The 22804-nt window shown below is 52.8% G+C and carries 21 protein-coding genes; 14 read left to right on the forward strand and 7 right to left on the reverse strand.

Annotated elements, in window-relative coordinates; translation table 11 throughout:
• The first annotated feature begins 295 nt into the window (after positions 1–295).
• Positions 296–853, forward strand: a complete 558-nt coding sequence (locus KNP02_RS13505) for a DUF5366 family protein (protein WP_214709978.1) — start codon at positions 296–298, stop codon at positions 851–853.
• A 57-nt stretch (positions 854–910) separates the two neighbouring features.
• On the opposite strand, the gene KNP02_RS13510 is transcribed toward KNP02_RS13505, so the two are convergent.
• Positions 911–2698: a transglycosylase domain-containing protein gene (locus KNP02_RS13510; protein WP_251129337.1), complete on the reverse strand. Its 1788-nt coding sequence runs from the start codon at positions 2696–2698 to the stop codon at positions 911–913.
• 152 nt (positions 2699–2850) lie between these two features.
• Between KNP02_RS13510 and KNP02_RS13515 the strand changes: the two genes are divergently transcribed.
• The 4 genes from KNP02_RS13515 to KNP02_RS13530 are packed head-to-tail and all read left to right on the forward strand — an operon-like array spanning position 2851 to position 9046.
• Complete coding sequence (locus KNP02_RS13515; RefSeq protein ID WP_114166439.1) at positions 2851–4005, forward strand: glucose-1-phosphate adenylyltransferase; 1155 nt, start codon at positions 2851–2853, stop codon at positions 4003–4005.
• 34 nt (positions 4006–4039) lie between these two features.
• Complete coding sequence (glgD, locus tag KNP02_RS13520; RefSeq protein ID WP_214709974.1) at positions 4040–5140, forward strand: glucose-1-phosphate adenylyltransferase subunit GlgD; 1101 nt, start codon at positions 4040–4042, stop codon at positions 5138–5140.
• Positions 5141–5151: 11 nt separating this feature from the next.
• Entirely contained in the window at positions 5152–6591 is a 1440-nt protein-coding gene (glgA, locus tag KNP02_RS13525; RefSeq protein WP_214709972.1) for a glycogen synthase GlgA, read from the forward strand.
• A 22-nt stretch (positions 6592–6613) separates the two neighbouring features.
• Complete coding sequence (locus tag KNP02_RS13530; protein ID WP_214709970.1) at positions 6614–9046, forward strand: glycogen/starch/alpha-glucan phosphorylase; 2433 nt, start codon at positions 6614–6616, stop codon at positions 9044–9046.
• A 17-nt stretch (positions 9047–9063) separates the two neighbouring features.
• On the opposite strand, the gene KNP02_RS13535 is transcribed toward KNP02_RS13530, so the two are convergent.
• On the reverse strand, positions 9064–9882 hold the full coding sequence (locus KNP02_RS13535; RefSeq protein WP_240731260.1) for a sulfurtransferase: 819 nt from the start codon (positions 9880–9882) through the stop codon (positions 9064–9066).
• Between the two features lie 99 nt (positions 9883–9981).
• On the opposite strand from KNP02_RS13535, the gene KNP02_RS13540 reads away from it, so the two are divergent.
• The 3 genes from KNP02_RS13540 (at position 9982) to KNP02_RS13550 (ending at position 13240) form a co-directional block, all read left to right on the forward strand.
• Positions 9982–11709: a phospho-sugar mutase gene (locus KNP02_RS13540; protein WP_214709968.1), complete on the forward strand. Its 1728-nt coding sequence runs from the start codon at positions 9982–9984 to the stop codon at positions 11707–11709.
• 125 nt (positions 11710–11834) lie between these two features.
• Positions 11835–12593, forward strand: coding sequence for a transporter substrate-binding domain-containing protein (locus tag KNP02_RS13545; protein ID WP_214709967.1), 759 nt, complete (start codon positions 11835–11837; stop codon positions 12591–12593).
• A complete protein-coding gene (locus KNP02_RS13550; protein WP_131472220.1) occupies positions 12590–13240 on the forward strand; it encodes an amino acid ABC transporter permease in 651 nt (216 codons plus the stop codon). Before KNP02_RS13545 ends, KNP02_RS13550 begins: the two co-directional genes overlap by 4 nt.
• Before the next feature lie 46 nt (positions 13241–13286).
• Here KNP02_RS13550 and KNP02_RS13555 read toward each other — a convergent pair whose 3' ends face one another.
• A complete protein-coding gene (locus KNP02_RS13555) occupies positions 13287–14387 on the reverse strand; it encodes an ABC transporter ATP-binding protein (RefSeq protein ID WP_034776508.1) in 1101 nt (366 codons plus the stop codon).
• A 103-nt stretch (positions 14388–14490) separates the two neighbouring features.
• The gene (locus tag KNP02_RS13560; protein WP_214709965.1) at positions 14491–15342 is read right to left on the reverse strand and encodes a PucR family transcriptional regulator; all 852 of its coding nucleotides are present in this window, start codon (positions 15340–15342) and stop codon (positions 14491–14493) included.
• A 76-nt stretch (positions 15343–15418) separates the two neighbouring features.
• Here KNP02_RS13560 and KNP02_RS13565 point away from each other — a divergent pair, with 76 nt between their 5' ends.
• From KNP02_RS13565 to KNP02_RS13585, 5 genes are all read left to right on the forward strand, one after another.
• Positions 15419–16510: a DUF445 domain-containing protein gene (locus KNP02_RS13565; protein ID WP_214709963.1), complete on the forward strand. Its 1092-nt coding sequence runs from the start codon at positions 15419–15421 to the stop codon at positions 16508–16510.
• A 35-nt stretch (positions 16511–16545) separates the two neighbouring features.
• Positions 16546–16917, forward strand: coding sequence for a YlbF/YmcA family competence regulator (locus KNP02_RS13570; RefSeq protein WP_034776512.1), 372 nt, complete (start codon positions 16546–16548; stop codon positions 16915–16917).
• Between the two features lie 128 nt (positions 16918–17045).
• Positions 17046–18818, forward strand: a complete 1773-nt coding sequence (locus KNP02_RS13575; protein WP_251129339.1) for an SLC13 family permease — start codon at positions 17046–17048, stop codon at positions 18816–18818.
• Between the two features lie 58 nt (positions 18819–18876).
• The gene (locus KNP02_RS13580) at positions 18877–19077 is read left to right on the forward strand and encodes a hypothetical protein (RefSeq protein WP_214709959.1); all 201 of its coding nucleotides are present in this window, start codon (positions 18877–18879) and stop codon (positions 19075–19077) included.
• A complete protein-coding gene (locus KNP02_RS13585; protein ID WP_214709957.1) occupies positions 19071–19370 on the forward strand; it encodes a hypothetical protein in 300 nt (99 codons plus the stop codon). Before KNP02_RS13580 ends, KNP02_RS13585 begins: the two co-directional genes overlap by 7 nt.
• A gap of 32 nt (positions 19371–19402) precedes the next feature.
• Here the strand turns inward: KNP02_RS13585 and KNP02_RS13590 are convergent, their stop codons facing one another.
• From KNP02_RS13590 to KNP02_RS13600, 3 genes are all read right to left on the reverse strand, one after another.
• A complete protein-coding gene (locus tag KNP02_RS13590) occupies positions 19403–19621 on the reverse strand; it encodes a YhzD family protein (RefSeq protein WP_034776515.1) in 219 nt (72 codons plus the stop codon).
• Positions 19622–19660: 39 nt separating this feature from the next.
• Positions 19661–20752 carry a DNA polymerase IV gene (gene dinB, locus KNP02_RS13595; protein ID WP_251129340.1) on the reverse strand — a complete coding sequence of 364 codons (1092 nt, stop codon included), beginning with the start codon at positions 20750–20752 and terminating at the stop codon, positions 19661–19663.
• 61 nt (positions 20753–20813) lie between these two features.
• The gene (locus tag KNP02_RS13600; RefSeq protein WP_214709946.1) at positions 20814–21749 is read right to left on the reverse strand and encodes a magnesium transporter CorA family protein; all 936 of its coding nucleotides are present in this window, start codon (positions 21747–21749) and stop codon (positions 20814–20816) included.
• A gap of 171 nt (positions 21750–21920) precedes the next feature.
• On the opposite strand from KNP02_RS13600, the gene KNP02_RS13605 reads away from it, so the two are divergent.
• Positions 21921–22793, forward strand: a complete 873-nt coding sequence (locus KNP02_RS13605; protein ID WP_214709982.1) for an HD domain-containing protein — start codon at positions 21921–21923, stop codon at positions 22791–22793.
• The last annotated feature ends 11 nt before the right edge of the window (positions 22794–22804 follow it).

Raw genomic sequence — 22804 nt, forward strand, 5'->3', positions numbered from 1 at the left:
AACGGCTTGAGCCCTGTCGAATACAGGACTCAAGCCGCCTAGGCTGGTTTTCATTATTTGCCCTGTCTACTTGACGGGGAGCAGTTCAAGAATCTCGGCTCTTATTGATTACCTTCAGGTTTTCTGTTGTATCCAGCTGTGAAGATAGCTGCGAGGAAGACGACGCTGATTCCGACCATTAGTAACAAACCCATCTAAAAATCCCCCTTTTGTTCTCCGTGACTACGAATATTATAATATACTTGATAATAGATTTGCACTGAATATGAGAAATTCTTGTGAAATTGGAGCCGATATGAAAACAAACGTGTACTTGTTAAGCTATGCCCCGTTGATTGGGATCACTCTATTCTCGATGTCGCTCGCCATTGCCACGAGTGAGTATGTGATTCAATGGCTGACGCGTGTCGGCGTGTACAGCGAAATCATCGCCTTGTTGTCCGTCCAAGAGTCGAAAGTGCTCGTGCTCGTCGTGTTCTTTACCATTTACTTTATGCTGTTCAGCGCCTTCAAGCTCGTCGCCGATACGTTCAACCAACTCGGATTCGCATTCTTTGCGCGTGAGACGAACGGTAGCTCGTTGCATCGGTTGAAGCCAGGGGCGACGATTTTTCTCGTCGGCTCAGGGATTAGCTTCTTGTTTTTAAATTCGTTGCTTGCCGTCATTGCGGTACTGCTCGGCACGTTCGTTCTCTATTTGTTCTATTACATATGGCAAGTCAGCCAGTTGATGTCGACATTTCGTGCCATCGGTCTACTGTTAATTCAAGCGATGATGTGGGCGATTCTTTTGAGCGGCCTCGCTTGGGCCATGCTCCGCTTGTTTAACTCGGTCGGGGATATCATTTTATGATGATATAAGCTGAATCGACGACCATAAAAAGCCAGGGACAATGCCGTCCCTGGCTTTTTAGCGATGGGCTTCTGTCCAAATGATGGCAGGATAGGCCCGATTGGCGAGTTCCGGGAACGGGCGCGGCGTATCGGCGCCGAGCCAGATGGCCGTGATTGTCTCGTCGGTCAAGCCGACGTACCACATGTCTTTATGTGAGTTCGTCGTGCCGGTCTTGCCGCCGACATAAGGACGTTTGATTTGACCGGCATACCGTCCGGTCCCGTACGTCGTGACGGCGGACAACGCCTCGCGCATCGTCGCGACGGTCGCTTTCGACCAGACAGCCTGTTTTGTCACGCTTGGTGTGAGTGTAGGTTCCCCTGACTCGAAGCGGATTTGCTTGACGGTCTGACCTGACACGTACACACCTTGGTTCAAGAACGGGGTATAGGCGGCGGCGAGTTCTTTCGGTGACACACCTTGGGTCAATCCGCCGAGCGCACTGGCCAGGCTGTTATCCGTTTTAGCATCCCATTGGCTGAACATTAGGTCGGCCGTGGCGAACGCCGTTTCCTGGTCAATCGCGGTGAAGGCAGCGAGCGCCGGCGTGTTGTAAGAATACGCGACCGTATCACGGAACGATACATCGCCGAGGACGCGATTGCCGCTGTTCGTCGGACAATAGGTTCCGTAACAGACCGGCCGGCCGTCAAGGATCGTATCGAGTTTCGCACCGGTCTCTTCGATGAAAGGCGCGAAGACGAGGACCGGCTTGATGGCCGAGCCGGGTTGACGGAACGCTTGCGTGGCCCGGTTGAATTCGCCGCTTCGGGTCATCTCTGAATCCACGAGAGCGATGATTCGGCCTTTCGGCGTCACTTCGGCATAGCCGCCGTTTAGACCGGTCGGCAGCTTCGTCATGACTTGTTTTGCTTGCTTCTGCCGAGCTACGGACAGGTAGGTGTCAATTGTAGCTTGGTTGGTCGCTAAATAGTCTTTGGCAGCTTCTTCATCAAGGTCATAGCGTGAGCGGACGAGTCGGACCGCTTCTTTCATGACCGCATCCATATAATCGGGATAACGGACGACATGCTGGCGATAGGTAGCCTTTAGCTTCACACCGTGGTATGTCTCGTAAGCTTGCTTCGATAGAACGCCGGCATCCCGAAGTTGAGTGAGGATTCGGTCTTTTCGTTCGTAAAACCTAGCCGATGGTTCGAGCGGGTCATATAAAGACGGATTGTTCGGAACGGTCAATAAGTAGGCGATTTGATTCCAGTTCAAATCTTCGAGTGAACGATCGAAGTACGTATCGGCCGCTGCCTGGATGCCATAAACGTTATGGCCAAAGAAAATGACGTTGCTGTAAGCAGTCATAATTTCTTTTTTGCTATATTGTTTTTCGAGCGCCCGAGCAAGCAATAATTCTTTCACTTTTCGCTCATACGTTCGTTCGTGCGTCAAATAGACGTTACGAGCCAGCTGTTGCGTGATTGTGCTCCCGCCCTGTAAGGAAGATTCATTAGCGTTGTGAATGAACGCCCGGGCGATTCCGCCGAGATCGTATCCTGGATGGGCGTTGAACTTACGATCTTCGATGACCATGATCGCCTCCCGGATATGGGCCGGCAAGCGGGCGACGGAGACGTCATCTCGTCGGCCGCTCAAATAGAGCTGTTCTGTCCCGCCTTTATACGTCAATGTGACGGCATGCTTCGAAGCGAGCGGGGCCGCATCGACTGTCTTTTCGCCCCACGTCAAAATCTGCTTCGTCTGTTCAATCTCCTCTTTCAACGCCCCGCTGATTGTCAGACCGGTGGCTAGCAAACCGGCAAAAAATAGTGTCCCAATCCACGCTCGCATCGTCTCACCTCTCTCTATATTCATTATATCGTCAATCTTTAGATAAAATTCAAAATGTAAACGTTATCATATAATAATTTGAGCAGGAATACATTAGGAAATAGAGAAAGAGGGTAATAGATGATTATATTATGAATTTAGGAGGCTGTACTATGAAGCAAGAAATGGTTGCGATGCTCCTCGCAGGAGGAGAAGGGAAACGACTCGGGCCTCTCACACGGAAGACAGCGAAGCCTGCTGTCCATTTCGGAGGGAAGTACCGAATCATCGATTTTCCATTATCGAACTGTACCAATTCGGGAATTACGACGGTGGGAGTGTTGACACAATACGAACCGCTTGAATTGAACCGCTACCTAGGCATCGGGTCGGCCTGGGACTTGGACCGCCGCAATGGAGGCTTGGCCATCTTGCCGCCATACCAAGCGCAATCGGGTAAAAATTGGTACGAAGGTACGGCCAATGCGATTTATCGGAACTTGAGCTACATCGACGATTATGATCCGGAGTATGTGTTGATCCTGTCGGGGGACCACATTTACAAGATGGATTACGAGAAGATGCTCGATTTCCATAAAGAGAAGCAAGCAGACGTCACCATCTCAGTCATGGAAGTCCCTTGGGACGAGGCACCTCGTTTCGGAATCTTGAACACAAGCGATGACCTTCGCATTAAAGAGTTTGAAGAGAAGCCGGAGAAACCGAAGAGCAACTTGGCTTCGATGGGGATTTATATCTTCAACTGGAAAGTGCTACGGGAGCACTTGATCCAAGATGCGGAAGACGAGACATCAAGCTTCGACTTCGGGAAAAATATCATTCCGAACACGCTCCTCGACGGTTTAGACGTGTTTGCGTATAAATTTAAAGGCTACTGGAAAGACGTCGGGACGATTCAATCGCTTTGGGAAGCCAACATGGACTTGCTCGAAGAAGATCCGCCGTTCGACCTCTATGATCCGGACTTTAAAATCTACTCGGTCAACCCGAACCAGACACCTCAGTTCATCGGCAAAGATGCATGCGTTGAACAGTCGGTCATCAATGAAGGATGTCGAATCGAAGGCGAAGTCCAACATTCAGTCTTGTTCTATGACGTGCGCGTCGGTGAAGGGTCGCTCGTCAAAGACTCGGTCATCATGCCGGGAGCACGAATCGGAAAAGATGTAACCATTCACAGAGCCATCGTCGCCAGCTGTGCCGTCATTGAGGACGGGGCGACTGTCGGCGAGCCGGGTGGTGAGATCGTTGTCATTGAACCACACGAAAATATCGAGAGCGGCACAGTCTTCAAACAACGTGCTTGATTTAAAAAAAGACCGACGCAAGGAGGCGTTACTGTTGACGAATGATTTGTTAGGGGTCATCAACTTAGGGACCGAAGAGGGCTTGTTTCCAGAGTTCACGGGGCATCGCAATTTAGCAGCTGTCCCGTTCTCTGGGCGTTATCGCCTGATTGATTTTACATTGACGAACATGATTACCCAAGGCATCAACCAAGTGGGTATTTTCACGCTCGATAAGTATCGCTCGCTCATGGACCACTTGGGTTCAGGGAAAGAATGGGATTTGGACCGTTCGCAAGGGGGGCTACACATCTTCCCGCCGGCGCTCAAGCCCGACGGGGAAGCGTACCTCGGCGACTTGGCCAACTTCTCGATGCACCGCGAACACTTCGTACGCAGCAAACAGCCGTACGTCGTGATTACCGGATCGAACGTGTTGACGACGATCGACTTCCAAGACATGCTCGACCATCATAAATCGATGGGTGCGGACATCACACTCGGTTATGCCGCTCACGAACAAAAATGCGGGTATTGCCGCCCGATTCGTCTCGGCGAAAACGACCGTGTCGTCGGCATCGGTGAGCGCGGATACACCCCGGTCGATGAGTATACGTATACCGAGACAATCATCATGTCGAAAAACTTGTTCCTTCGTCTCGTCGACGAAGCGACGTCAAGAGGCGAGTATGATTTGCTCGACGGTGTCATCCGTCCGCAGCTTCATCGTCTGCACGTACACGGCTATCACTATACTGGGAAAATGCAGGTGATTCATTCTGTCCTTTCATACTATAATGAAAGTATGCGCTTACTTCGTCAGGAAGGGATTATCTATGACTTCCCGCATATCTATACGAAGATTAAACATGAGCCGCCGACCCGTTATTTGAAAGGGTCGAAAGTGAATGAAGCGCTCGTCGCAAACGGCTGTAAAATCAGCGGAGAAGTTCAAAACAGCATTCTCTTCCGCGGTGTCGTCGTCAGTGAGCACGCCCGTGTCAAAAACTCAATCATTTTATCCAAGTCGATCATCGAAGAAGGCGCTGTCGTCGAGAACGCCATTTTAGATAAAGAAGTGGTCGTCAAACGAGGACAAGTCATTCGAGGTACGGTCGACGAACCGATCGTCATCGGAAAACGGACAACGGTGTAAAGGGGGATATTATGAAAATATGGTATGTCGCTTCAGAAGCGGCACCGTTCATGAAAACGGGGGGGCTTGCAGATGTTATCGGCTCGCTCCCTCAAGCGGTGTCTGGCCTCGGTGAAGATGTGAGTGTCGTTATGCCGAAGTATGGCGCGATTGCTCAGGAATATGTGGACGAGATGGAGTATCTATTCGACTTGATCGTACCGGTCGGATGGCGCAAGCAGTTTGGTGCCGTCCTGAAACTTGTGCGCGATGGGGTCACGTTCTACTTTATCGATAACGAGTACTATTTCAAACGGGAAGGCGTGCTCTACGGCCATTACGATGATGCCGAGCGGTTCGCATTCTTCTCTCGGGCCGTCCTTGAGATGATCGGAAAGCTCGAAGCGGAAGAGGTGCCCGACGTGCTCCACTGCCATGATTGGCAGACCGGTGTCGTCCCAGCCTTCTTGCGGATTCATTATCAACACCTCGAGGCGTATCAACGCATCCGTACCGTATTCACCATCCATAACCTGCAATATCAGGGCATCTTCCCAGAAGCGGTCCTCGGCGAGCTGTTACAGTTTGGTCCGGAGCACTTCACGGCGGAAGGGATTCAACATAACGGTCTCGTCAACTACATGAAGGCCGGCATTGTCCACTCCGATCAAATCACGACGGTCAGTCCGTCGTATCGTGACGAGATTATGGAACCGTATTATGGTGAAGGACTTGACGGTGCGCTCCGTCATCGAGCAGTCGACGTCCGGGGTATTTTAAACGGTTTGGATTTGACGATGAACGACCCGAACACGGACAAGCGGATTGCCCAGACGTACAATCTCGACACGTTCCGCGAAGGTAAGCTCGTTAACAAGCGCGTGCTCCAAGAACGATTCGGTCTCGAAGTGCGTGACGATGTCATGTTAATTGGTTTCGTCAGTCGGCTCGTCGAACAAAAGGGCCTCGATTTGATTGAAGCGGTGAGTGAAGAGCTTGGGAACTTGGACTGTCAGTTTGTCTTCCTCGGGTCGGGTCAACCCGAATACGAGGGCATCGTTCACGAGATGACGGCGACGCATCCAGGCAAGGTCGGGTCGTATATCGGCTTCGACATTGAACTCGCACACTTGATTTACGCGGGATCGGATGCATTCCTCATGCCGTCGCGCTTTGAGCCGTGCGGTCTGAGCCAACTTATCTCGATGCGCTATGGGACGCTCCCGATCGTCCGCGAGACGGGGGGGTTACGCGACACGGTCAAGCCGTATAATGAGTACACACAAGAGGGTACGGGATTTGGTTTCTTGAATTACAACGCCCACGAGATGCTCGCGACGATTGAGAAATCGATTCGTGTCTTCTACGACGACAACAATTGGAACGCGCTCGTCCATCAAGCGATGACCGCGGACTTCAGCTGGAAACAATCTGCAAAGCAATACCGTGAGTTGTATCACCTATTCGCATGACTGGAAGGAGTTTTACACACATATGTTTACAGATAAACAGAGCTTCGTCACTTCATTTCAAGAGAGATTCGTCGCATTAAACGGGAAGTCGTTTGATGAAGCGACCGAGCAGGAAGTGTATCAAACGTTGGCAACGATAGTGCGCGAACAGGCGATCCCGAAATGGATCAACACCCGCGACAAGCACGAAGAAAAACAAAGTAAACAAGTCATTTATTTTTCACTTGAATTTTTGCTCGGTCGTTTTCTGTACAACAACTTGCTCAGTATGGACGTCTTAGAAGTCGTGCAAGAGGGACTCGAGGAGCTCGGATTCAACTTCACCGATATCACCGAATATGAGCCGGAACCAGGTCTCGGGAATGGCGGGCTTGGTCGTTTGGCGGCATGTTTCCTCGATTCACTCGCCGCGCTCAGCCTGCCTGGGCACGGGAACGGGATTCGTTACCGTTACGGCTTGTTCAAACAAAAGATCGTCGACGGCTATCAAGTCGAGTTGCCGGACAACTGGCTCCGTGATGGCAACATGTGGGAGACACGCCGGACTGACCGAGCTGTCGACGTCAATTTCGGCGGTTGGATCGAGATGCGACAAATTGGGGACCGGCTTCGCGTCGTCCACCATCCGGATGAAGTCGTCCGAGCCGTGCCTTACGACATGCCGATCATCGGCTACAAAAACGATGTCGTCAATACGCTCCGTCTTTGGAACGCCGAGTCACCGTTTGATGACGAGGAGTACATGGAACGGACGAAAGGTTCGTACAAAGACTTGCTCAAATACAAGCAGTCGATTGCGACCATCTCTGAGTTCCTCTACCCGGACGATACGACATATGAAGGAAAAGTGTTGCGCTTGAAGCAACAGTACTTTTTCGTTTCGGCGGGCGTTCAGTCAATGATTGCGTCTTACTTACGTCATAATAAATCATTGAAGCACTTAGGCGACCATTACGCCGTCCACATCAATGACACGCATCCGGTCGTGGCCATCCCCGAACTCATGCGCATCTTGATGGACGACCACGGTTACGGATGGGATGAGGCTTGGCGTGTGACGAAGAGCGTCATGTCATTCACGAACCACACGCTTCTCGCCGAGGCACTCGAGAAGTGGCCGGTCGAGATGTATGAACGGCTATTGCCGCGCATCTATCAAATTATCACGGAAATCAATCGTCGCTTCTGTAAAGATGTGCTCGTCAACTATCCACATCTCGAGCCGCACATGGGCGAGATTGCGATCGTGTCGAACCAACACATCAATATGGCGAACCTTGCCGTCGTCGGCTCGCACTCGACGAACGGGGTCGCCCGCATCCATACCGATATTTTGAAGCAACGTGAGATGCGTCATTTGTATGAGATGTTCCCGCTTCGCTTCAACAACAAGACGAACGGGATCACGCATCGTCGCTGGCTCCTCAAGTCAAATCCGCGACTCTCGAACTTGATCACCGATGCGATCGGTTCGTCATGGATCGAACACCCGAACGATCTTGAGAAGTTGATGGGCGTGTCAAAAGATGCGAGCTTCCAAGAGCAAGTCATGAACGTGAAGCAACAGAACAAACTTGACCTCGCCGGCTACATTCAAGCAGAGACGGGCATCGCCGTCGACCCGGAGTCGATTTTTGACGTTCAAGTCAAGCGGCTCCACGCTTATAAACGTCAATTGATGGACGCGATGCATATCCACGCGCTCTATCAGAAGATTCAAGCGGACCCGACGTTCACGATGGTGCCACGGACATTCATCTTCGGTGCGAAGGCGGCGCCGGGCTACTATTACGCGAAAGAAGTCATTCGCTATATCAACGCGCTCGCGGCCATGATCAACAACGATAAGCGGGCGAGCCGCTTCATCAAGATTGTCTTCCTCGAGAACTACCGCGTCTCGATGGCGGAGCGAATCTTCCCAGGTTCGGATTTGAGTGAACAGATTTCGACGGCGAGCTACGAGGCGTCAGGTACCGGCAACATGAAGTTCATGATGAACGGGGCGCTCACAATCGGGACGCTCGACGGCGCCAATATCGAGATTCGCGACGCGGTCGGCGACGACCACATCTTCATCTTCGGATTGACGCCGCAAGAAGTCATGAACTACAAGAAGTTCGGTGGCTATCACGCGGCCGACATCTATCATGCGAACACAGAAGTGCGTAACGTCGTCGATGCCCTCGTCAACGGAACGTTCGACAAGGTCGGAGAATACCAATTCCAAGCCATCTTCGACTCGCTTCTCGTCTATAATGACGATTTCCTCGTGTTGAAAGATTTCGCGTCTTACATGCAGGCGCAACGACGCGTCGACGAGGTGTTCTCGGACAAAGCACGCTGGGCCGAGAGTTCAATCGTCAACACGGCCAAATCGGGAATCTTCTCGAGTGACCGGACGATCACGGAATACGCGAACGCCGTCTGGAACATCAAACCGACGAGCGTGAAATAAAAAAAGCGATCCACCCGTTACGGGTGGACCGTGTTTTCTGGATAACTGATCCAATCAGAGTAAGACCCTGGGTACAGCCGGACGTCATCTTTACCGAGGGCGTGTAACGCCAAAATGTTCACGCAGGCGGTGACTCCGCTCCCGCAATAGAAGATGGGGTTGGGGACGTCGAGGACGTTGGCGTACAGCTCTCTCAAATCATGAAAATCTTGAAGTGTGCCGAGGTCGGTGACGGCTTCGGCGTACGGACAAAGGACGGCGTTCGGGATATGGCCCGGTTTGCGATCAATCGGTTCATGGCTGCCGTCGTACCGGTCGGCCGTCCGTGAATCATAGAGCCCGCCCGTGACCGTGGCGGCACGGACGTCTTCGATCGTCGCAATCATCTCGTCTTGGAACGCTGGGACGTAATCTGAGGCGGGGTAGGACGGAACGTCCGTCGTCGTCTCGCCGCAGTAAGTGATTCCGGACTGAATCCCGCCCTCGAGCACGATGACACGCTCATGGCCGGCCCATTTGAATAACCACCAAGCACGGGCGGCATAAGGGAATCCGTCATCGTAAATGATAATCAAGTCATCTTTTTGAATCCCGATTCGGCGAAGCGTCTCGGTCCATGCTTCTTTTGACGGCAGTGGATGGCGCCCACCGTGTTCGGACACGGGACCAGATAAATCTTCCATCAAATCGAGGAAGACGGCGTTCGGGAGATGCCCCTGTCGATACACATATTTTCCGTATGAGGCGTCGTTTAATGAATAACGACAATCAATAAAGCGAATCGAGTCCGTATGGACGATGTGTTTCAATTCTTGGGCACGCATAGTTGGAAACATAGTATCACCTCGAAGTTTCGTTACTCCCATCGTATACAAGATGGAACAAATTGGCGAGTACTTCGATTGAATTTTTGAATGTCGAAAGGGGAACTGACCATGACATGGCAACAGACATATGACCGATGGAAACAACACGAGGCGCTCGAACCGCACTTGCGCGCCGAGCTTGAGGAAATGGAGCAAGACGAGACGTCGCTCGAGGACGCCTTTTATAAGACGCTCGAATTCGGGACGGGCGGTATGCGCGGGGAAATCGGACCAGGTGCGAACCGGATGAACATGTATACGATTCGTAAGGCATCGCAAGGATTCGCGGACTTTATCGCTGCCTCAGGCGAAGAAGCGAAACGTCACGGCGTTGTCATCGCCCACGACTCACGTCACTTCTCGCCGGAGTTCGCGCTCGAAGCGGCGCGTACGCTCGCCTCGAACGGGATTAAGACATACTTGTTCCCAAGCCTGCGGACCACACCAGAGTTGTCGTTCGCCGTCAGACATTTAAACGCATTTGGAGGCATCGTCATCACGGCGAGCCACAACCCGCCAGAATATAACGGTTTTAAAGTATACGGTGCCGATGGCGGACAGTTGCCACCGGCCGAGGCCGATGAGCTCGTCTCGTACGTCAACGCAATCGAAGACGAATTAAAGATCGAAGTCCAAGATGAAGCCCCACTCCGCGCCGACGGCACGCTCGTCACCGTCGATGCGTCGGTCGATGCGGCTTATATGGAGGCCCTTCAATCGATTCGCATTCATACGGATGTGCAAGGAGACCCGCTTAAAATCGTCTACTCGCCACTCCACGGGACGGGACGTCGCCCGGTCATGGAAGGGTTGAAGGCGTATGGATTTGAACATGTCACCATCGTCGAGGAGCAGGCCGAGCCAGACGGGTCGTTCCCGACGGTCAGTTATCCGAACCCGGAAGAACGGGCCGCGTTTGAGCTCGCGATGCAATACGGCGATCGTGTCGGGGCCGACTTGCTCATGGCGACGGATCCGGACGCCGACCGTGTCGGTTTCACGGTCCGTGACCGCAACGGCGAATGGTTCGTCTTGACGGGGAACCAGACCGGGGCGCTCCTCATGGATTACATTCTGTCTCAAAAAGTGGAGACGGGCACGCTTCCGACGAACGGTTTCGTCGCGAAGACGATTGTCACGTCTGAACTTGGGGCGGCCATCGCTAAGGCGTATGGGGTTCACCTCGAGAATACGCTCACCGGCTTCAAGTTCATCGGTGAGAAGATCAAACAATATGAAGAATCTGGTGAATATACGTTCTTGTTCGGCTACGAAGAGAGCTACGGGTATTTGATTGGCGACTTCTGTCGTGACAAGGATGCCGTCCAGGCGTGCTTGCTCGGCGCTGAGATGGCGGCCTTCCATAAACAACAAGGACGCACGTTATACGATGCGCTCCAAGCTGTATATGAGAAGTATGGCTTCTATGAAGAGTCGCTCCAATCGATGACACTGAAAGGGAAAGCCGGTCTCGAACAGATCGGTCGGATGATGGAGGCGTTCCGCGCCAATCCGCCGCAGGAAGTCGGAGGGTACGAAGTCGTCCGCTTTGAAGACTATAAGCAACAAGTCGCGACGAACTTGCGACAAGGAGAGACGGAAACAATCGAGTTGCCGTCGTCGAACGTGCTCAAGTTCATTTTCGAGGATGGCTCATGGTTCTGCCTGCGTCCGTCTGGAACGGAGCCAAAAATCAAGTTCTACTTCAGCGTCCACGCCGATAGCGCCGAGAAGACGACGGTCAAACGAGAGGCGATTGAACGAGATGTCATGAAACAAGCGAAAGCAATCGAGTAAGCGAGGACCACTGCCCTGACGAGGGCAGTGGTTTTTGTTTGACATTGAATGCCCCCGTCAGTATGATGAGGTTATTGTTCAAAACCATGTAATCATATAAGGATTATCAGGAAGGTGGAATTCATATGAAAAAATCGTTAACAGCAGTACTCGCTATCGGCGCATCGTTCGGGGTGCTCGCAGCATGCGGCACAGAGACAGACAGCGGTTCAGAAGAAGCCGTCATCACAGTCGGAACAGAAGCGACATACCCGCCATTCACGTATAAAGATAAAGGTGAAATCACAGGGTATGACATCGATGTGTTGAATGAAGCGGCCGAGCGTGCCGGTTACACGGTCGAATACGAGCCGATGGACTTCAAAGGACTCGTACCGGCACTCGACGCGGAACGCATCGACATGATCGCCAACCAGATGAGCATCACACCAGAGCGTGAAGAGAAGTACGCGTTCTCAGACCCATACGCCGTCTCAGGCGCGCAAGTCATCGTCGCATCAGACAACGAGGACATCCAAGGCATCGACGACCTCGACGGCAAAGTCGTCGGCTCGACACAAGGTTCAGTCTATGCGCAGCTCGCTGAAGAAGCCGGTGCTGAAGTGAAGTTCTACAAAGGCGCGAACCAAGTGCTCCAAGACCTTCAAGTCGGACGTCTCGATGCGGCGCTCAACGACCGTCTCTTCATCTTGACGGAGCTAGAGAAGACAGGTTACGACGTGAAAGCGGTAGGTGACGTCTTCAACAAGAGCGAAGCCGGCTTCATGACACGCCAAGACTCGGACGTGCTCGAAGGCTTGAACGATGCGCTCGCTGAAATGCAAGAAGACGGCACGATGGCTGAGATCGGTGAGAAGTACTTCGGTGAGGACATCAGTCAATGAGTGAACTGATCACGACCGTCATCGAGAACCGTTCGGCCTATATCGAAGCCGTACAATTGACGTTGATCGCCAGTATCCTGTCGATTCTCCTCGCCTTGGTGCTCGGTCTGATCATCGCTGTCTTACACAGCAGCCCTGTCAAAGTCGTTCGTTTGTTCACGCGCACGTATATCTCGTTCTTCCGGGGCACACCGCTCTTGTTGCAACTTCTCATCTTGTACGTCGGTTTGACCGGATTCGTTCAGTTGAGCGGGATGCAGGCGCTCATCTTCGGGTTAGGCCTTCACTTCGCGGCCTATATCTCGGAAGCGTTCCGGGCGGCGATCAATTCGGTCGACCAAGGACAAGTCGAGGCGAGTGTCGCCCTCGGCATCCCGCGTGCGAAGCGCTTCAAGGATATCATCTTCCCCCAGGCGCTATCGCGTGCGATCCCACCGGTGTCCAACTCGGTCATCGATATTATCAAATCGACGTCGCTCGGTTCGGTCATCGCCGTCCAAGAGTTGACGTACGTGTCGGACCAAATTGCCGCGACGACGTATCTCGTCATGCCGCTCCTCTTGTTCTCGGCATCGATCTATTGGATCTTGTCGACGCTCATCCAGGCGGGGCAGCATCGTCTCGAACGTCGGTATGCGATTCGCTGACACAAAGAAATCCCTTCGATTGCAACCAATCGAAGGGATTTTTGTATTAACGGATGACTTGTTCTGTTTCCGTGTCGAAGAAGTGAGCTTTCGTCATATCGAGTGCGAGTGTGACGTCATCACCCATGTGGATGTTCGAACGTCCATCGATGCGAGCCGTGAACTGGTGTCCACCGAGTTCAGCGTACAAGTATGACTCAGCGCCCATGAGCTCGGCGACGTCGATATGTGTGCGGAACGTGTGCGTCGTTGGTGAGTCGATGTAGATCGGCTCATCGTGGATCGATTCTGGACGGATTCCGAGAACGAGCTCTTTACCGACGTAACCGCGGTCACGAAGACCTTTCATTTTGCCTTCAGGGACGTTGATTTCTTCACCACCGACGAGGAACTTCCCATCAGCCAATTTACCGCGGAAGAAGTTCATTGAAGGTGATCCGATGAAGCCGGCTACGAAGATGTTGTCCGGGTTTTCATATACTTCTTTCGGCGAACCGACTTGTTGGATGATTCCGTCTTTCATGATAACGATGCGAGTCGCGAGTGTCATCGCTTCCGTTTGGTCATGGGTAACGTAAATCGTCGTCGTGTCGAGACGGTTGTGCAATTGGATGATTTCTTTACGCATTTGAACGCGAAGCTTGGCATCCAAGTTTGAGAGCGGCTCATCCATCAAGAACACTTTGGCATCACGAACGATGGCACGGCCGATGGCGACACGTTGACGCTGACCACCTGAGAGTGCTTTCGGCTTACGTTGAAGGTATTCTTCAAGTCCGAGGATACGGGCCGCATCTTGGACGCGACGATCGATTTCATCTTTCGGGAACTTGCGAAGTTTCAAACCGAACGCCATGTTGTCATACACACTCATGTGCGGGTAAAGGGCATAGTTTTGGAAGACCATCGCGATGTCGCGGTCTTTCGGTGCGACGTCGTTCATGCGCTTGCCATCGATGATGAAGTCCCCGCTCGAGATTTCTTCGAGTCCGGCGATCATACGGAGTGTCGTCGATTTACCGCAACCTGAAGGTCCGACGAAGACGATGAACTCGCGGTCCTTGATGTGCAAGTTAAAATCGCTGACTGCCTTTGAGTCGCCACCTTCGTATATTTTATCAATGTGGTTCAATTGAATTTCTGCCATGTCGTTAGCCTCCTGAGAATCTGTTCTTGTATAATAGCGCTTACAAGATTGATTATACGGTGAAACCGCTTGCATTGAATATGTACACGTTGCACAAAAACGATTACTCGGATTTGTGCAACGTGACAATCAACTGAAGCAGAGCGGCGTCGTAGAACTGTCTAGCGTCATAACCGGTCGCCTCATAGAGCCGGTCTAGCCGATAGTTGAGCGTGTTCCGGTGCATGAATAACGCCTTTGCCGTGTGCGACACGTTCAACGAGTGGGCGAACAGCGCCTCCAATAAATCAATCGTCGTCTTGTCGAGTGATTCGACGACGGTGGCCGTCAGACGGGGAGGTACATCAAAAGTCTCATGGCGTTGGAGTAAATAATGGTATAATAATTGACTAGCAGGGTAAGCTTTAGTAGAGAGCTTGGCGAGCGGGAGTAGCGCCTGATGCTGATGATAAAGTGGCCCCAGGTCACCGAGCGGGCGGGCGCTATAGACGACGTGCGCCTCGACGTAACAATCGCTAGCAATTGCCCGCAAGACGTCCTCGAACTCGGTCAGCTCGACGAACTGGTCGGTCTCAATGATTTCAACGTGAGACCGGGTCATAAGAACGATCTCTGCTTCAGGCATAAAGTCAGCTAACACGTCTAAAAATTGATCGAGCGCCTCAGGATCCTGATAATGCAGGACGAGCGACATGAGACGAAACGGCTGGTCGAACCGGTACGTGTCGGTGAGGAGACGATTCTGCCATTTGGCTTGTCGCGGGTCGAGTCTTGTCAACAGCGGAGTGGCGGACCATTCGAGCAACTGTTGCTCCCGCTCCGTCAGCTCTATTTTAGGCAACCCGAAGACCGTGCCGTCCTGGGCTTGATACCAGCGAACGTCACCGGAAGTGTCTTCTGACCGATGGACAGCCATCGGAAAAATGGATTTAATGCGTTCAAACGTTGTCAACACAATCACCTCTTCAACAAATGTATCATATTTCAGATCGGAGGCAGACAGTTTGGAGAGTCTACTGAAAATATTCATTATGATCGCCATTGGTGCAGTGATCGGGGGAGTGACCAACTTCCTCGCCATCAAAATGTTATTCCGTCCCCACCATCCTAAATATATCGGGAACATGCGCGTCCCGTTCACGCCAGGCTTGATTCCGAAACGACGCGATGAGTTGGCGACTAGCCTCGGGAAGACGGTCGTCAAGCACTTGTTGACGCCTGAAGGGATGCGTAAGCGACTGCTCGATGAACAAGTCGGGAGTCATATCACGCACTTCGTTCAAGGCGAAGTGCGGACGATGCTCCGCTCGGACAAGACGATCCGGTCGCTCATCGAGCCGCTTTATCCGGATGCCGAGACACGTGTATTGACTGAGGCAGATAAGAAACTCCGTCAAGAGCTCCGACTTGTCCTTGCGGATGTGAAGTCGCGTCAACTATATGAGCTTCTCGGTGAAGACGGGATGGACCGTGTCCGCGGCATCATCCCCGAAATCGTGGACGCCCTGCTCGTCAAGTCAGAAGAATACTTTTATTCGGCTGAAGGCGAGGCGCAACTTCGGCACATGGTCGACTCGTTCGTCCAACGTCGGCTCGGTTTCATCGCCGGGTTCGTTCAAAACTTGAATTTCGTCGAAATGATTCGTCCGGAGATTATCAATATCTTGCGAGGTGGCTCGACTCGGTCTGGCATGGCGACGATGATCACGCGCGAATTCGAGCGGTTCAGTGAACGCTCGGTCGATACACTGCTCGACGACCGATTAGAGGAACGGTTGATTGACGGTGTGACGACGGAAGTCGTCTCGCGTCTCCCGGTTGGGGAACTGCTCGATCGGACCGTCCACTCCTATACGCGGGACGTCGAAGACCGTGTCATCGAAGAACTCGTGCCGAACGGCGTGAGGCTCGTCATCACGCGTTTCACGGATCAAATGGAGACGGTCATGGATCGCCTGAAAATCGATCAAATCGTTCAAGAGCAAGTGAACTCGCTCGATACCTCGTACCTCGAAGAGATCGTCCTTTCGATCTCAAAACGAGAGTTCCGGGCAATAACATGGCTTGGCGCCTTATTAGGTGGTATGATTGGATTGATTCAAGGGTTGATTGCCATCGTTTGATCGGCATGCCCTAATAGTTTTTAGGAGGACGTCACATGTCACAATCAAACTTGTACGATCATGCTTACCAATTGGAAAAAGCACTTCGCGATTCTGAGGAGTTCACAAATCTCTCTTCACTATACGACCGTGTCAATGCGGATGCAGAAGCGAACCAGTTATTCGCTGACTTCCGTGATATCCAAATGACGCTTCAACAGAAGCAAATGCAAGGCGAAGAAATCTCTGAACAAGAGATGATGGATGCGCAGACAAAAATGATGGGCGTTCAACAAAACGAATTGATCATGGAGCTCATGCAAGAAGAGCAACGCATGCATCAACTGGTCACAGAAGTGACGAAAATTATCATGAAGCCACTTGAAGAGCTCTACGCTCCGATGGTGAATGATAACGAAGTTCAATAACAGTGAAGCGGATGGCAATCGAGCATCCGCTTTTTTGTTGCCTAGATTTTCACCCAATTCATGATAGCGCTTACATAAAGCGTGGTATACTCTATTTGTAGGTCATTTCACAAGAAAGGGTGGACGTCATGGTCACCTTGGTGATTTTAGCCGTCATGATCATCGGTTTTATCGGAGGTTGGCTCCGGGCCGACTTGGTCGCGCTGATTGGTCTCCTCTTGCTCGTTTTGACAAATCAACTGACACCGGTCGAAGCGATGGCCGGTTTTTCGAATTCGGTCGTGCTCATGATCGCCGGACTGTTCATTGTCGGTGCCGGGTTGTTTCACACCGGACTCGCCGAACGGTTAGGGGTCGCTCTCATCCCGTACGCGAAAGGGAGTGAAGTACGTCTCTTTCTCGTCCTCATGGTCACCGTGACGTTTCTGTCGAGCCTGATGTCGAACACGGGAACGGTCGCTTTGTTGATTCCGGTCGTGCTCGCCATGTCAAGGCAGATGGGTACGAGCCCGGCGAAATTGCTCATGCCGCTCGCCTTTTTCTCAAGCATCGGTGGGACGATGACACTTATCGGAACGCCACCGAACTTAGTCGCCGCGGAGACGCTCCGAGGGGCGGGGGAAACGCTTGGATTTTTTGCGCTCTTGCCGATCGGTCTCGTCGTGGCTGTGGTCGGACTGTTATATTTCTATGTCGTTGGGAACCGTCTGCTCGGGGCGGGGGATGTCCGTTCGTCGGCGGCTCATCCGTTGATGATACCGCAAGTAGCCGTCTATGCGCTGTCCATCACGAAAGGACACCGCCTCGTCGGTCAGACGCTTAGTGACGTTAAGTGGTCACGAGACGGCCTGGTCGTCGTCGGCGAACACCGAAAAGGAGTGGTCCATCGGTTTATCACGGCCCGAGCCGACACGGTGCTTACGGAAGGGCGTGTCCTCGTCAGTGGTGATGAGACGGATGTCCACCGCATCGCCCGACAAGAAGGATTGGTCGTCGAGCCGGTTAACGTCAAAGATGTGTACGGCAAAGAGTCGGGCGTCGCCGTTTTCACGATTCCGACCGACAGCCCGCTCGTCGGTCGCTGTTTGTCCGAGAGTCGGTTGCGCAATGAGTATCGATTGAACGTGCTTCAAGTCGTACGCCCGAACGAGGAAATCGCCATCACCCGATTGAAAGATGTGCTGCTCGAACGAGGTGATATGCTTGTCGCCCAAGGGGAGTGGACCGACTTAGAGCGGGTCGGGAACGAGACACACCTCTTGCTTGCCAATGAGCATGTGACCGAAGTGGCCAATCGGGCCGTATCCGAACGTCATCAACTAGCAGCGGGATTGATCATGCTCGGAATGGTCACGCTCCTTGTGTTCGAGTGGGTCGACCCGACGGTAGCGGTATGGCTCGCGGCGCTTGCCATGGTGCTCACCGGAGCCGTCCGCCAAATGGACGTCGCGTATCAATCGATTCAATGGTCCTCGCTTCTTTTGATCGCAGCGATGATCCCGGTCGGCCAAGCGCTCGACAATGCTGGGATCATGGCGTGGCTCGTCACATGGATCAGTGAGTCGTTCGGGCAGGCTGGTCCGGTCTGGGTGCTCGTTGCACTCTTCGTCGCGACGATGGTGCTGAGTCAAATCATCTCGAACACGGCGACGACCGTCTTATTCGCTCCGCTCGCACTGTCGCTTGCCTCGGCACTCCAAGTCAGCCCCGTCCCGCTCGTCGTTGCCGTCGCGATCGCGGCCTCGCTCGCGTTCATGACACCATTCGGGTCGCCGACGAACGCGATGGTGTTCGGCATCGGCGGCTACCGTTTCTTCGATTTCGTCAAAGTCGGCTTGCCGCTTCAGGTCGTGACAGCGGTCATCGCCATCTTCACGATTTTGTTCATCTTTCCGTTTTGAAGGAAATGTTGTTTGCTCTGCCGAACGTGTAAAAAAATGCTAAACGGTGAGGTGAGAGATGATGTGGAAACGAGTTGAGATGATTTTGGCTGTGTTCTTGCTTGCGGCCTGCTCGAATGAGAGCGAACAGCCGGCACCGACGCTCGGGGCGGACGCCAAAGTGGCCAAGGCGTACTTAGAGGAGCAAGGCTATGACGTCGTCTCTTATAAAGGGAATAGAACGTCGAGCTTTGAAAAGGCAGATCTGCTTGGTTGCTAACGCAAAGTACGTGGCAAGTCCAGATGACGCCGCCGGATGACTATATTGGACGTGACATTCGACATGAGAACTTCATCGTCCGCAACCATCCGCTCGATGAAGTCGCAGAACTCGGCCAGACGAACGTCTCGGTCATGATGGTGGACGGCGAAATCATCGACGGGACGTCATATCCGGATTCGGCCGAGCCGCTTACCGGAGCGAGCTATTCACTCGATGGGAAGATGGCGGAAGAGCTGCATCCCGATTACATGGAGTGGCGCAGCGAGTGGGAAGCCAAATATAGCGAATGAACAAGCGCCTCGGGCTTCCCGAGGCGCTTCTGTTATGAGGCCGTGCCTTTCAGTTTTCCTGGCAGTTTACAGCGCTCGAAGTAGATAAGTTGGCCGCGACGTGCGATGCGGGCCCCTTTATGGAGATGCCCGGCTTCCTCGAGCATCGCGAGGCCTTTCGTTTTCGCCTCGTCATCGCTTGCCGCGGTAAATGAATCGTTCAAGACGACCGTGCCGTCGTTCTCGAACGCTGTGATCGTATACTGTTCCATCCGTTCGCCCCCTTTGCTTCCATTGTACTGAATGACCATTCATTCTTCAAGCGAAGGTTTCGTCAGCTCCTCGAACGTGAGCTGACGGGCCGTTTCGGTACGCGGAATCAACTCTGAGACCGTCATCCCGATCAAGCGGACTGGTTCGGTAATCGCCATCTCGTCAAACAGACGGCGGGCGAGCCGTTTAATCTCATCATGGTCGTGCGTCGGGTGGTTCAGTTTGATTTGATGGCTCCGGGCTTGGAACTCGCTCGTCTTAATTTTGATCGTCACCGTCTGACAGCTGAGCTCGCGGCGGTCGAGCTGATGGAGTACGTCTTCGATTTCCGGGACGACACGTTCATACACTTCTTCCGGGTCATCGAGGTCAAACGCGAACGTCGTCTCGGAGCCAATCGATTTTCGTTCCCGGGTCGGGACGACGGGGCGGCTGTCCCGGCCGTGGGCAAGGTCATATAACTGATTTCCCCGGTCGTGGCCGAAGATGGCCTTCAACTGCTCGGGGCGGGTGCCCTGCAAATCGGCGATCGTATGGTAGTCGTGCTTGAACAACGTCTGGGCGGTCACTTTGCCGACCCCGTGCATCGTCGTGATCGGGAGCGGGGCGAGGAACGTCTCGACGTCAGCCGCCTCGACGACCGTCAGTCCGTTCGGTTTGTTGAATCCTGAGGCGATCTTGGCGACGAACTTCGACGGGGCGACCCCGGCCGAAGCGGTCAGTCCGGTCCGCCGTTTGATTTCCCCGAGGATGTAGCGCGCGATATAAGGGCCCGACGTGCTCATGAGCGTGTTTTCTGTCACATCCAAGTACGCCTCGTCGAGCGAGAGCGGTTCGACGAGCGGGGTGATCGATTTGAAAATGGCCATCACCTGTTGGCTGACGTGCCGATAGACGTGAAAGCGCGGTTTGACGAACGTCGCCTGCGGACAGAGCGCGAATGCCCGCCGTGACGACATGGCACTGTGCACGCCGTATTTTCGCGCCTCATACGAACAAGTGGCGACCACCCCACGGCTGTGGGGGGCGCCACCCACGATGACCGGTTTATCGCGCAAGTCAGGGCGGTCGCGTTGTTCGACCGAGGCGTAAAACGCGTCCATATCAACATGGATGATCAATCGTTCCATGAACATCACCTTTCTGTATCATCTGCTCCTTTCAGTATACCGAACTTTTGTTCGTTTTTTGCTAGTTTTGCTTATTTCGTTTGCTGCGCTGTTTATCCAACTTCTCTTGGCTGCGGATTTGATTCGGGAATTGCAGAAGCGACCCAATCCAATTCTTTTGCTTCAACCAGAAATAAATCAAAACCGTGAAGCCGATGATCATAAGCCAGGCGAACAAATAACCGAGCGGCCACTCGAGCTCGGGCATTTGTTTAAAGTTCATGCCCCAGACCGCACCGAACGCGACGACGGGCGTCGTCAAGGCCGTGAACACGGTGAGTGCCTTCATGATTTCGTTGCCACGGAAGTTTGACAACGTCGCGGCCAAATCGGTCATTGCGATGACGTCTTCCTGATAGTGCTCGATGAGCGTCAGGAGCCGATTGACGCGATACTTGGCGAGACGATACGCTTTCAATTCGTTTAAGTCCATGTCGAGAAACGCCTCGCGCCCGGCCATGAGCAGTTCGCGATACGGGACGACGGTATCAGACCACCGTTCGATTTCGTTACGGAGCCCAAAAATTTCATCCATAAACTGAGGAGGTACTTGTCCGCTCATTTCGCGCTGAGCGACCATCAATCGTTCTTCATATTCATCAATCCCGTGGAAATAATAGTCCATTTTTTCGGCGAGCAAATCATAAAACGCTTCAATCGGGGTGGCATATTGTTTCGTTGCCACCGACTCGCAATAGCCGTCATCAAAGCCGATGGTCCATAAGAAATCTCGGGTCACGAAGTAGTGCCCGATTTGTTGCGGTTCACGCTCGAGCTGTTCATAGTCGAGCGTGAGCGAGCCATACATATAATCTTCTTCGACAATGATTTTCGTCACTTTGGCCGTCGTCAACTGTTCGAGCCAATACGTATATGCCTCCTTGTAATGCTCGTCGACATGTACGGTTTCTTCCGGTCGTGTATACCATTCCCAACTCATCTTCCATTCCCAACTCATCTTCCATTCCCCCAATTTCCTTCTCCCTCAAGTATTCCCGCTTTCTGAAGAAAGTTGGCATCCCAGGCGAACTTTCGTTAAGATGAAAGTACTGACAAGAAGAGAGGTGCTTTTTTGACGACTACTAAAATCGGTCAGCTCAAAGTGGGCGACACGTTAAACCAATATGTCATGATCAAACAATCTTATCGAGGACTTGCCGGGAACGGCAAACCATATTTGACGCTCATCCTATGTGACGAGAGCGGGGAGATTGAGACGAAAGTATGGGACAGTGCCGATACTGACAAATATGCGACGAAAAAGATTGTCCATGCTTCCGGGGAAGTGATGGACTACCGTGGCCGGACCCAGTTGAAGTTGAAACAAATCTCCATCATCGAAGGCGAGACGGACATCGCGCCATACGTACGCTCGGCCCCAGTGCCGAAGTCAGAACTCGAGACAGGGATTCGCGGCTATATCGAGGCGATCGAGCACGTTGGGATGAAGGAGCTCGTGACCGCGCTCGTCGACCGGAACGCGGAAGCATACTTCACGTATCCGGCAGCGGTCCGTCATCATCACGCAGTCTATTCGGGACTCGCGTTCCACGTCTTGTCGATGCTGAAACTTGCTGAAACGATGTGTGACCTGTACCCGCAATTGAATCGTGATTTGCTCGTCTCAGGTGTCGTGCTCCACGACTTGGCGAAAGTGATCGAGTTGTCGGATGCGATCACGCCGGAGTATACGCTTGAAGGCAAACTGCTCGGCCACTTGTCGCTCATGGCGTCTGAAATCGAGGTCGTGGCGCGAGAACTCGGGACCGAACGCGAAGTCGTGACGTTGCTCCAACATCTCGTCCTCAGTCATCACGGGAAACCGGAGTGGGGATCGGCGAACGCGCCACAGCTCCCGGAAGCTGAGATGTTGTTCTTTATCGACAACATCGATGCCCGGATGAACATGTTCGAGAAGGCGTTCGAGGGGATCGAACCCGGAGCGTTCACTGAGCGGGTCATGGCACTCGATAACCGTGCGTTTTATAAACCGAAGCTATGAAGGCATACAAA

The organism is Exiguobacterium sp. s40, assembly GCF_018617905.1.
GTDB lineage: Bacteria > Bacillota > Bacilli > Exiguobacteriales > Exiguobacteriaceae > Exiguobacterium > Exiguobacterium mexicanum_A.